Here is an 11,043-nt window from a genome sequence, read left to right on the forward strand (position 1 = left end):
TATGCTCAGGCTATTTGACTGCTGGCACGAATACAAACTTCTTTTCGCCTTTTTTTACGGTCACGTTGTCGAATTTGAAGATGTTGACCGTGCCTCCCATCTCATTTTCAGCAGCGATAGATACTTCGTGCGAACCCGGCTCGACGGGGATTCTTGTCATCTGGATGGAGTTCGGCAAGAAAAGCGCTATGCGGAGGTCCGCCTTTTCCATCTGGTCCTGTGCAATGTCCGTGCCGATGCTTGTGAAGAGGTTTACCCAGGCGTTGTCCGTCTTCATGGCCTTTTTCGCGGCCTGGGCTGCAATCGTGCGGAGCACGACGCGGATGGCGGTGCGGGTCATGGTGTTTGCAAAGTCGTCCTTGAGGTTCATTTCAAGTTCCTTGTCGAGAGCCATCACCTTTTCGGGGCGGACTCCGGACTGGTTATCCACGGTAACGTTGAATCGCTGGACGAGGCTTCTGAACGAGTGTGCTTCGGGGAGTGCAAAACTGATGTGGAATGTTTCGCCATTGCTTGCGCCTGCGACTGGCGGGGCGCCGATGTTGGAGCTTGTAATTTTTCCGGTCTTGCTGTCTTTGTAGGTGAGGTTCAGCATGCCACCGTTCACGTAAGTACCCGACATCTTGAGTTCGGTGAGGATGGGGGCGTGGCCTGCGTAAGCGACGATGATGATTTCCTGTCCGAGATCGTAAGCTTTTTGAGCTTTGGGTGTTTCTGTATTTGCAAGTCCGAGAATTCTGATGTCGTCTTCGCGGTCGGTGCGCTTTAGGCTTTCGATGATAAATTCACGGGCTTCTTTCGGAAGATTCAAAATGTTTTCGCTGTATGCCTTGACTGTCTTGTAGTAGGCGATGGCCGCTTCATCCGGTTCTCCCGCCATTTCGTAGACGATTGCCGTGAGGTAGCGCAAAAAGCCGTTGTCGTTTGTCTTATCGTTATCTTTCTGATAGAGTCCCGTCATTGCCTTTTGTGCGCGGCTAACCTCGACCATGGCTCCGTCGATGTCCTTTTGTGCGAGGTAGTTCATGATCTGCATTTCGTGGAGCACTAGCACTTCGAAAGGCCTTGCCCTGTACGGGCGGACGTTGTCGTTTGTTACAATGGCGGCTGCTTCGTTTGTTATGGAACGTGTATAGAGGTCGTCGTAAATCTTTTCGGCCTTGTCAAAGTTTATGGCACTTTCCTTGTAATTTCCGTTGTAGTGGTAGAGCACGCCCAGGTCGTAGTAGTAAAGGAATTCGCTGTTGTCGCCATAAAGGTCTTCTTGCTGTTTCTTGACCTCGGCAATAGCGGCTTCGTAGCCACTGTGCTCGAATACAGGGGCTAGAGCCTCGTAGCGGGTCATGGACTTGTTTGCACAAGCTGAGAAAAGAAGCGATGACGCAAGAATTAGGATAAAACGTTTCATAGAAGTAAATTTATATAAAAAGTGCTCGCAGAAGCGAGCCTTTTAAGTTATTAGAACTTAGAGCTTTGATCTTAGACGTTTATGCTTAGAATACTACTTTTCGGTAAGCTTTCTCAACAAAGTTCTAAGAGCGTAGCGGTCTAAGTTCTACCAACTATTCAGACTAGAACTTCACGCTGCTTTTTGCGACGTACTTCTTAATCTTCTTGTCGCCAAGCCAAACTTTGCGGTGGCTCTGGATGTCGGTAAGTTCCATGTCGATCTGGTAGTAAACCACCTGTTCGCCGCCCTCCTGGTCGATGATGGAGTTGATGGTGCCGGTGAGCATGAGGTCAGCACCGATTTCCATGCCGGCGTCCTTCTGGGTTTCTTCGGTCACGTTGCCCTGCTGGTCGGCAAGTTCGTCGCGGAGGTCGCCGCGTTCGTTGGAGTTTGCCACAAATTCGGCCTTGCCGGAATTGATGAGGGCGCGTTCGATATCCTTGATGAACGTTTCGACGCGGATGTGCTCATGGCTCTTGTTGCGGACCTTGCCAATCACGATTGTCGGCACGGAACCTTTCTGTGCGGAGAACTGACTGTACCACGGACGGCCAAGGCAGTCGTTGATCATTTCTTCGGCGACGAGTCGGGAATCTGTGTCGTTCCAGCTGCCGGAAAGGTCTGTAACGGAATTTGCGTCGAGACGGGTGACTTTTTTGCCGCCATCGCTTGCGCAGCCGGTAAAGAGAGCAAAGCCTACGCAAAGGGCGAAAATCCAAAGTTTTGACATTTTTTTCTCCTAGATAAGAAACATTATGTTATAAACATACAAAAAAACATTAAAAAAAACTCCCACAAAGGGGAGTTCTTTGAAAAAAGTTGCTGAATTGCTTAAGGATTAGCGTTTTTTCCTCTTGCTTGCGGTTGCATCGAGATGCACTTCAGCCGTTTCTTCGCCAACAACCTTCACGAGGGCTTCGGCGCTCTTGCGGTTGCTGCACTGGGCGCGCACAACGTGGTCACCGGCATCGAGGTTGTGGACAACGAGTTCTGCACCATCGGTCTTGTCAGCCTGTTCGCCATCGACGAAGATGAGGCAGCGCGGCGGATTCGTCGTAACCTTGATGTGGCCCTTCGGAATCTTGGTGCTGAAGTCGAAATTGTTACGGCTGTCCTTGCCCGGCCAGATGTTCACGCGCTTGTTCACGAGTTCAAAGCCCTGGTCGATGACAACGAGCGTCTGGCGGCCAGACTTGACCTGTGCATCCTTGATCGGGCTCTTGCCGAGAGGTTCACCGCCGAGGAACACGTCGCTGTTAGGCGGTTCAGTGATGATGTTGATGGTTGCGGCCTTGCCGCGCGGAGGTGGATCTTCTTCGTCAGCGACTGCGGTCGTGAAGAGGAATGCCATCATCAAGGCAAAAAAGAAAAGCTTTTTCATGGGTTGTACTCCTGATTAGCATGTAAAAAAGTTAGTTCACTCCTAGAATTTAATTCTTTTTTTACAGGACAAATGTTAAAGTGCCGTAAAATGTGCGTAAATAATAGGTGTAAAAATGGTCTAGTTTAACTACTTTTATGTATATGAAAGCTCTTTACCAGAAAATTCGCAGTTTACAAGGGAAAAATTACGGCCTTTACAAGTCCCTGGCGGACCGCTCGTGGGATTTTGGAGACTTTGTGCTGGAATTCCTGCATGTGCAGGGAGACCCGTACGCACCGGCATCTCGCGTGATGATTAAAGCGAGTTTGTTAATGCTTGGGTTCCCGAGCGAATGGGGTGGCACGTTTGAACGCCGCTTGGCATTGAGCGATTACCTTTACCGCAGGCTTTCAGCACTTGTGCGTGAAAAGTACCCGGATAGGGATGCGGCGGTCGTCTTTGACACTGCTGGACCTGAAATGCTAGTGCGAAACGCGCTCTGGGTTGACAATGGCGAGCTACGCGCTTGCTTGCAGGTGCGCTTGCCGGGCGACGGCCGCAAGATTCAGGCGGAAGATGCTGCCGAGATTTTGACGATGGTCTTGCCGGACCTGGTTTCGGCGGCACTTTATAATTCGGGAGAATCGAAGAAGGATGGCGTAGAGCCGGAACTTGTCGAACATTACCGCGTGCTTGCCGAGCGCAAGGAAATTTTGTCGCAGCTCGAAGAACGTGGGCTTTGTGCGTTTGTGCCGGATGGCGCCGTGCTCCCGCGTGCATCTGGACTCAGTGAACTCCTGATGGAAGGGGCTGTCCCGTTTGTATCGCCCGAAGAAATGGCGGTGACGCTTGTTGCTAATGGCCGCGAAATCCGCGGTATGGGAATCCCGAAGGGAATCACCGTGATTTCGGGCGGGGCGTTCCACGGAAAATCGACGCTTTTGCAGGCCTTGACGAAATCGGTTTACCCGCATATTCCGGGAGATGGCCGCGAAGGCATTGTCGTGAGCGAATCGGCGGTGCGCGTGGGCGTCGAAGACGGCCGCAGCGTGCGTGGCACGGACCTTTCGCAGTTTGTGCGTGACCTGCCGGGCGGAATCTCGACAAAGAACTTTACGACTGCCTGTGCGTCGGGCTCGACGAGCGAGGCTGCGAACTTGATGGAAGCAATGGAAGCGGGGAGCGATGTCTTCTTGATTGACGAAGACTCTTCTGCTGTGAACTTCCTCATTCGCGATGTGCGTGTGCGTAAGCTCTTGGGCGATGACCGCGAACCGCTTATCCCTTTGACGGACCGCATTCGTGAAATCAAGGGACGTAGTTTTATTCTGGTGGCGGGCGCTTGCGGAGACTTTTTGGACTTGGCGGATAACATCATCGTGATGGCATCGTATAAGGCGGAATGTGCAAGAATCAATGGAAAGAATGTGGCGGCTGGACTCGGTGATAGTGCTGTTGGCTCGGCTGCCGGTGATGGTGCAAAAGTTGTGCCGGGGTTGCCCGCATTTGTGGAACCTGAGTGCCGTGACTTTGCGGAATACGTGAAGCCATTGCTCCCGTCACTTCGCCCTGCGTCTGCTGTGGAGCGCCAGGTGAAAGTGAAAATCTCGGGCGATACATTGCTGCAAATAGGTTTCCTCGTCTCGGATACGTCTAAGGCGGGTGCGCTTGTGGATAAGCAACAGAGATTCGGTGCAGGCTTTATGCTATTGAACCTCTGCCAGAATGCCGCAAGCAACAACGATGCTGATGGCGAATCGGCGAAGGCGACAATCATGGAACGCATCAATGCGCTCTGCGAAAAAATCAAGAACGTCGGGTTCCGCAACTTGCCGCAAGGACTCAGCCGTGAAATGAGCCTACCGCGTCCGATTGATATCGCGTGCGTGCTCTATCGCCTGCGCGACAACGGAAGATAAGGAATACCTCTCGACAAAAATGTCCACACCTGAATCATTTTTTTGAGATATTTGCCCCATAATAATTTATTTTCCGAAAAGGTATTTAAGTTTTTGGGGTGAAAATATGGAAAAACAAAAGTTTGCGCGCGTATTTTTGAATGCCGCGCTTGTTTCTGCTTTGAGTGGAGCCTCCTTTGGGGCATTTGCTGCTACATCGAGTCCGAACGTGAGTCTGGGCAAGAATCTCTATGTGGCGGGGGCAGTCAATTCCAACTGGAAACCGGAAGTCTATACCGATGGAAAGCTCGACTTTAACCAGGTCTCGTCGGTGTCGGATTTTGCGTTGAACGTGGGCGAGGGTCCGACAAAGCTGTTCATCACGTGGGAGACGCGCGGTGACGAATCATGGGCTGGCGAAAAATATGTCCACGCGGCAAGCTGCCAGCATTCCGTGGATGCATCGGCGAGCCTCCAGAATTTCAAGGTGATGACGTCTGCGAATTCGACAAACGGCGTCGATGGCGACTGGGAGACTGTTGCCGAGGTGGGCGAGAGCGGTGCCATGTCCCGTGGGCTTGCAATTGATTTTGCTGGGAAGTCCTGGTTCCGCATCGTGGCGGAATCCCCGGTGAAAAATCTCGAAGAAGTCGGCGCTTACGACATTAGCGATGGCGCAAATGATACGTGGTTTTTCATGGGCACGAGCATCAGCCAGATGGGCATGAAGCAATTTGCAGTCGATTCGAATTTTGCAGAGCTCGTGCATGCGCGATTCCCGGAGCGCTATCCGGCGATGCTTCGCGGCGGTATTGGATGCGTCACGAGTCAGGGAGTTGTCGATGCGCTCAAGTATTATGCAGAATATGTGGGGAACGTGAGGTATTGGGCCATTGAAATGGGAACAAACGATGCTTGGGGCGGCAGTGATGCAAATGTGGCGACGTTCACGAAGAACTTGCAGACGATTATCGATACGGCGAAAGCGCATGGAATTACTCCGATTATCGCGCGCATGATTGCGACGAATCCCGAAATTGCTAAGTGGCAGGTGAACAAGGCTTACCTCGATGCGATTGACAAACTCACTAAGGATAATGAATTGCCTGCCGGTCCTGATTTTTACAGCTACTTCTTGGAACATCCCGAAGAACTTTCTACAAGCGATGGCGTGCACCCGGCAGAACCTAAGGGCGGACAGTCGATGCACCGCCTGTGGGCTGAAGCCGTGGCGCCTTTGTACAAGGACGATCCGTGCGCCGGGAGACCGGATGTTATTGGTTGCGGAGGCACTCCACTTCTGAAAACGCGCAATGTGAATTTTGCGTTGCCGCAAGTGAGCATGAATGGTCGTGAAATTTCAATTTCCGGGCTGCGTGAAAACGACCGCGTGACGGTCATGGATGCAATGGGACATGTCGTATGGAACGGCTCGGCGAGTGTTTCGCCTGGAATGTCGCAAGTCTTGCAAAAAATGCGCGCAGGGAATTACTTCGTAAATGTTCGCGGTGCAAATAGCAGTTACTCGACGAAGATATCTATCAAGTAAAAATTGCAAACACTCCTTTTTGGAGTATTCTATTTTGTGCCGAATTTCATCGATTTAAATGACAAAAGGTGACTTAAATCACCTTTTCTGATGTGTCATTTTTCATACATTTTATAACTTTACCCCACATTAACCTATTTTTATAATTGGTGGCTAAAATAGTGGGGTGTGGTATGTCGATGTCTAAATTTACACAGATGCTCTGTGGAGCTGCGCTTGGATGTGCAGTTGCCTGTGGTAGCGCATTTGCTATTACGGCAAACCCTAATGTGAGCATGGGCAAGCCCCTCTACGTTTCGGGCGAACTGGCCAGTTATCTAAATCCTCTGGCCTATACAGATGGTAAATTGGATTCGAATCAAGTTACCATTGTGAATGATTTTGCCTTGAATGTCGGCGTGGGACCGAAAAAACTGTTCATCACATGGGATACGCGTGGCGACGAAGCCTGGATGGGACAGGATTACGTGTATGCCCAAGGCTGTTTACATAATTGGATGATTGGTGCAACCTTGCAGAATTTCAAGGTGATGACATCTGCGAATTCGACAAATGGCGTGGATGGCGACTGGCAGGTCGCTGCTGAAATTGGCGAGAGCGGTGCGGCATCTCGCGGTATTGCAATCGACTTTGAAGGAATGTCCTGGTTCCGCATATTGGCTTCGACTCCGGCAATTTATTTGGAAGAAGTCGGCGCGTTTGACATTAGCAATGGCGGTGACGATACGTGGTTCTTTATGGGAACGAGTATCACGCAGATGGGCATGAAGCAGTATGCCGTGGACTCGAACTTTGCGCAGTTAATCCATGCGAGGTTCCCGGATCACTATCCGGCGATGATCCGTGGCGGTGTCGCTTGCGTGACAAGTCAGGGCGTTGCCGATGCGCTCAAGTATTATGCGGAATATGCGGGTAACGTAAAGTACTGGGCTATTGAAATGGGTACAAATGACGCTTGGGACGGTAGCGGCTTTACGGTCGAGCAGTTCACGCGGAACATGCAGATGATTATCGATACGGCAAAGGCGCATGGGATTACGCCGATTGTTGCACGCATGATTGCAACGAACCCGAAGGCCTCGGGCTGGCAGGTATCGCAGGAATTCCTGGATGCAATTGACAAGCTTGTCAAGGATAACAATTTGCCGTCTGGTCCAGACTTCTATAGTTATTTCTTGGCGCATCCAGAAGAGCTTATGGAAGATGGCGTGCATCCGGCGAATCCGGTAGGCGGTCAGGCAATGCACCGCTTGTGGGCCGAAGCCGTACTTCCGTTGTACGAAAAACGAAGACCTGAACCTGTTGTTGGCGCTGGTGGTTCTATGGCAATCCAGAAAACGCGCAATGTGAAGGTGGTAATGCCGCAAGTGAAGGTGGAGGGCCGCTCAATTTCGATTACACGGTTGAGTGAACCGGTGTCTATCAGTATCGTGGATGTGACGGGTCACGTTGTATGGAATGGACGAATCGGAAATCCGGCAGATGGTTCCCTAGAGTCCTCGAATATTCTGAACGAAGTGCCTGCGGGAAATTACATTGTTAAAATCCGTGGCGCGACAACATCTTATAAGACTAGAATTTCTATTCGTTAAAGAGAAGGAGCTGAGGCTCCTTTTTTTGATGCATTCGCTTTGTCCGTAATTTTTGCTTTTCTGTCGTAAGAATTAATCTGCCGTGTTGCTAATTTTGAAATTTCGCTTTATATTACGGATATGACTTTGTTAAAACATTTAATGTGTATTTTGCTTGCGCTTAGCCTTGTGGGCTGCGCTGTGAGCCGGAACCCAAATCCCATGATTCGCTATGCTACGAATACGGGGGTGACTTTAGCGGGGCCGGGTCTTGCTGCAGTATGCATTGCAGGTTCAATTGATAACGACGAACACACCGATGAGGATGCCGCAAGGCTTGGAATTGCAGGTCTTGCTGCTGCTGCCGGAGGCTTTGCCATTGGAGCTATTCTCGGTGGAACCGTTGGATTTTTCAAATGGATGTTCAACGGCTTTGAAAATGATGATATCCCCAAAGCTGATCCTTTGCCAGAAGAAATTTTACCGCCCGCAAATTCTGATTCTGAATATGGTGCAAAATTAAGGTAAATTCAGAATCCTGGGATTAGAAATCTATATTGCGAGTATGAGTTTTTTGAAGCTAGTTGTTTGCATGTTGCTTGTGTTGAGCCTTGTTGGTTGTGCGGCGAGTAAGAACCCGAACCCCATGATTCGTTATGGAGCGAATACGGCGACGACAATGGCTGTACCCGATTGGTTCGTAGCAACGAATGGTAGTGGTCGTTTCCGTGCAGTGGATGTAATGGATGTTCGCCTGTTTCCTCTCAAGCTTGTTGCATTGAATGCTGCTGGGGTAGGCTTTGCAACTGGTGCCGTGCTTGGCGGAACTGTGGGGTTCGTCAAATGGATGATCAACGGATTTGAAGGTGATAAAGTCTCTAGCTACGGATCGTTGCCCGAAGAAATTTATCCACCAGAAAAGTGATTAATGAGCCAAATGCAACTTTCGGAGAACCTTTCCTAAGAGCTCGTTCAAAATGTCCTTAGCATCTTTACTGCCGAGGTAACGCTGGACGATGAGCGTGAGCGTAAAGAGTGCTACACCTGCGGCGCAAGCGTAAACGACGAGCGTTACAAATCCTGCATTGCGGACAAAATCTCCCGAAATGTGATCAAGGCCGACGGCGGCTGCAATCATGATGCCGAATGCAACGAGGGCACGTGCCATGTTGAGGAGCGCATCCTTCATGCCATCGGTGCCGTTCTTTTTAGCCCACATGAAGATCATTGAAATCACTTGCAGTATGGCGCCTGTAGCGCCGATGATCGGGACGCTCTTGATGCCAAGACCCACTTCGGGGGCGCCAAGCAAAATGTAGGCGGGGATGGTTGCTGCAAAAATGCCTGTGTTCAGAAGTGTCGGGACCCACATGCGTTCGCAAGCGTAGAAGCTGCGGACGAGAACGGCTTGCAGGCAAAGCCCAAGGCTTACGGGCAAGTACCAGCGGAGAATTTCAGAAATCGCTTCGGTCGTTTCGCGGTGGAACGCGCCACGTTCAAAGAGGATGCGCACGGCAGGGAAACTCAAAGCCCACACGGCGACAACTGCCGGAATCAAGATGCAGAACATACGCGAGAGGCTTTTCCAGATTTTGCGGTTGAGTTGCGGGAAGTCGCCTTCCTTGACGAGGCGCGCCATGTCGGGGTAGCTTGTGACGCTGACCGAAAATCCAAAGACCGCAACGAGCGTGTACATGACGCGGTAAGCGTAGTTGAGACTCGAAATGCCGCTCGTGCCAAAGTTGGCACCGAAGCTTCTGATGATAAATTCAAGGCCGAACATGGAACCCACGCCAAGGGACATCGGAAGCATCATCTTGAAATAGCGAATGATGTCTGGGTGCTTGGGTTCAATGATAAATTCATAATGGACGCCACCGCGCTTGGCGCCAAAAATCTGGAGTGCGAAAAATCCGATGAAAGCACCGACGGGTACGCCCCAGGCGAAACCGGCGAGACCGTAATCATTGCCGGTGTAATTCGTGAGAGCGAGGCCTGCGGCACCGCCGCCCACAATTGCGATGTTGTAAATGAGACCTGTGAGCGATGGAATTAGGAACTGCTTACGGGTGTGCTGAACGGCAACGAGGATGCTACCGACAAAGATGAAAATCTGCCCCGGAAGAATAATGCGGCCGTAGTAAGTGGCGCGATCCAAGAGTTCGGGCGTTACGCCATCGACGGTCAAGAGCGCAATGAGTTCTTTCATCCAGATGAACGCGGGAATCACGAGAATGAGGAGCGCAAGCCCGAAGGTGTTGAGCACGTTGCTGAAGAACTTCCAGCCGCCACGCTCGTCTCCTGCGACTTTGTAGCCCGTGAAAATCGGGATGAAGATAATGGACAAAAATCCGGTGCTGACAACGTGGTTCAGGATGTCAGGAATCATGAAAGCGAGGTCGAGTGCGTTTTTTTCGAGCGACACGCCGGCGGCGTGGGCGAGGAGCATTTCACGGAAAATCCCGAGCACGCGGCTCAGGAGCATCGAAACGGCAACAATAATAGCGGCTTTATTCATGTTGACAGAAAATTTATATATTTCTTATCATGAAAAAGATACTTTTACTTCTTACTTTCCTCGCCCTTGCGGCATTTGCCCAGAACTATGACACTATTGAACCGGAGAAGAAACTCCAGCGTCCGGTCTATAGTTTCCAGACGGCTGCGTTCGGCCTTGCTTTCTGGAGTAACTATAAAGACGATGTAAAAAATCCGGAAAAGGATAAGGTCACGGCGTTCCCGCTTATCCGCTACGGTCATATTTGGGAAATGACGACCCACGGCGCTATTACGGCGATTTCGAACTGGCATGCCGAATTTGGCACGGACTGGGAACTTGAAGGCAATATGCTTATCGGTGGACGTTTTTCTCCGCTTGATGAAATCGTAAGTCCGTTTGTCGGCGCCGGTATTGGTCTTGGTTTCCAGGTTGACGCATTCTTTGACGACTGGATTGGTGCTTTCGGTATGTGCTTGGGCGGTGAAGTCGGTTTGAACTTCTTCCACAATTCTGCCGTTCAGCTCGAAGCCGGTTTCGGTTTCAACATCCTTGCAACGAAGGTGGACTTTGGCAAGAGCTTCAAGAGCTGGAACCTGTTCTTCGGTGTGAACTACTAATTTTTAAAGCAAAGGTTGCGCGGCGAAATCGAGATGCTCGCGCAATTTGATGCTGAAAGGCCCGCCTCCGGCGGGCTTCTCTTTTATACGAGATG

10 protein-coding genes are annotated in these 11,043 nt (G+C 50.8%); 6 read left to right on the forward strand and 4 right to left on the reverse strand.

Annotated elements, in window-relative coordinates:
* Positions 1 to 10: 10 nt before the first annotated feature.
* The 3 genes from B3A20_RS05450 to B3A20_RS05460 all read right to left on the reverse strand — a co-directional run bounded on the left by B3A20_RS05450 (position 11) and on the right by B3A20_RS05460 (position 2,831).
* Positions 11 to 1,408 (reverse strand): hypothetical protein, encoded by a 1,398-nt coding sequence (locus B3A20_RS05450; protein ID WP_290762661.1) that lies wholly within the window; start codon positions 1,406 to 1,408, stop codon positions 11 to 13.
* 163 nt (positions 1,409 to 1,571) lie between these two features.
* Positions 1,572 to 2,180, reverse strand: coding sequence for a penicillin-binding protein activator LpoB (locus B3A20_RS05455; protein ID WP_290762663.1), 609 nt, complete (start codon positions 2,178 to 2,180; stop codon positions 1,572 to 1,574).
* A gap of 108 nt (positions 2,181 to 2,288) precedes the next feature.
* Positions 2,289 to 2,831, reverse strand: a complete 543-nt coding sequence (locus tag B3A20_RS05460) for a PEGA domain-containing protein (protein WP_290762664.1) — start codon at positions 2,829 to 2,831, stop codon at positions 2,289 to 2,291.
* Positions 2,832 to 2,974: 143 nt separating this feature from the next.
* Between B3A20_RS05460 and B3A20_RS05465 the strand changes: the two genes are divergently transcribed.
* The 5 genes from B3A20_RS05465 (at position 2,975) to B3A20_RS05485 (ending at position 8,756) form a co-directional block, all read left to right on the forward strand.
* Positions 2,975 to 4,732, forward strand: coding sequence for an ABC-ATPase domain-containing protein (locus tag B3A20_RS05465; RefSeq protein ID WP_290762666.1), 1,758 nt, complete (start codon positions 2,975 to 2,977; stop codon positions 4,730 to 4,732).
* A 106-nt stretch (positions 4,733 to 4,838) separates the two neighbouring features.
* Positions 4,839 to 6,260, forward strand: coding sequence for an SGNH/GDSL hydrolase family protein (locus B3A20_RS05470; RefSeq protein ID WP_290762668.1), 1,422 nt, complete (start codon positions 4,839 to 4,841; stop codon positions 6,258 to 6,260).
* A gap of 173 nt (positions 6,261 to 6,433) precedes the next feature.
* Positions 6,434 to 7,852 (forward strand): SGNH/GDSL hydrolase family protein, encoded by a 1,419-nt coding sequence (locus B3A20_RS05475; protein WP_290762670.1) that lies wholly within the window; start codon positions 6,434 to 6,436, stop codon positions 7,850 to 7,852.
* Between the two features lie 120 nt (positions 7,853 to 7,972).
* On the forward strand, positions 7,973 to 8,359 hold the full coding sequence (locus B3A20_RS05480; RefSeq protein ID WP_290762671.1) for a hypothetical protein: 387 nt from the start codon (positions 7,973 to 7,975) through the stop codon (positions 8,357 to 8,359).
* 37 nt (positions 8,360 to 8,396) lie between these two features.
* Positions 8,397 to 8,756 (forward strand): hypothetical protein, encoded by a 360-nt coding sequence (locus B3A20_RS05485; RefSeq protein ID WP_290762672.1) that lies wholly within the window; start codon positions 8,397 to 8,399, stop codon positions 8,754 to 8,756.
* On the opposite strand, the gene murJ is transcribed toward B3A20_RS05485, so the two are convergent.
* Positions 8,757 to 10,349 (reverse strand): murein biosynthesis integral membrane protein MurJ, encoded by a 1,593-nt coding sequence (gene murJ / locus B3A20_RS05490; protein ID WP_290762673.1) that lies wholly within the window; start codon positions 10,347 to 10,349, stop codon positions 8,757 to 8,759.
* Between the two features lie 29 nt (positions 10,350 to 10,378).
* Between murJ and B3A20_RS05495 the strand changes: the two genes are divergently transcribed.
* Positions 10,379 to 10,948, forward strand: coding sequence for a hypothetical protein (locus B3A20_RS05495; RefSeq protein WP_290762674.1), 570 nt, complete (start codon positions 10,379 to 10,381; stop codon positions 10,946 to 10,948).
* Positions 10,949 to 11,043 lie beyond the last annotated feature (95 nt).

Source organism: Fibrobacter sp. UBA4297 (assembly GCF_002394865.1).
Lineage (GTDB): Bacteria > Fibrobacterota > Fibrobacteria > Fibrobacterales > Fibrobacteraceae > Fibrobacter.

Bases quoted from the DNA above. Each gene is read 5' to 3' on its own strand.
- B3A20_RS05450 (WP_290762661.1), bottom strand. From the start codon at position 1,408: ATGAAACGTTTTATCCTAATTCTTGCGTCATCGCTTCTTTTCTCAGCT.
- B3A20_RS05455 (WP_290762663.1), bottom strand. From the start codon at position 2,180: ATGTCAAAACTTTGGATTTTCGCCCTTTGCGTAGGCTTTGCTCTCTTT.
- B3A20_RS05460 (WP_290762664.1), bottom strand. From the start codon at position 2,831: ATGAAAAAGCTTTTCTTTTTTGCCTTGATGATGGCATTCCTCTTCACG.
- B3A20_RS05465 (WP_290762666.1), top strand. From the start codon at position 2,975: ATGAAAGCTCTTTACCAGAAAATTCGCAGTTTACAAGGGAAAAATTAC.
- B3A20_RS05470 (WP_290762668.1), top strand. From the start codon at position 4,839: ATGGAAAAACAAAAGTTTGCGCGCGTATTTTTGAATGCCGCGCTTGTT.
- B3A20_RS05475 (WP_290762670.1), top strand. From the start codon at position 6,434: ATGTCGATGTCTAAATTTACACAGATGCTCTGTGGAGCTGCGCTTGGA.
- B3A20_RS05480 (WP_290762671.1), top strand. From the start codon at position 7,973: ATGACTTTGTTAAAACATTTAATGTGTATTTTGCTTGCGCTTAGCCTT.
- B3A20_RS05485 (WP_290762672.1), top strand. From the start codon at position 8,397: ATGAGTTTTTTGAAGCTAGTTGTTTGCATGTTGCTTGTGTTGAGCCTT.
- murJ (WP_290762673.1), bottom strand. From the start codon at position 10,349: ATGAATAAAGCCGCTATTATTGTTGCCGTTTCGATGCTCCTGAGCCGC.
- B3A20_RS05495 (WP_290762674.1), top strand. From the start codon at position 10,379: ATGAAAAAGATACTTTTACTTCTTACTTTCCTCGCCCTTGCGGCATTT.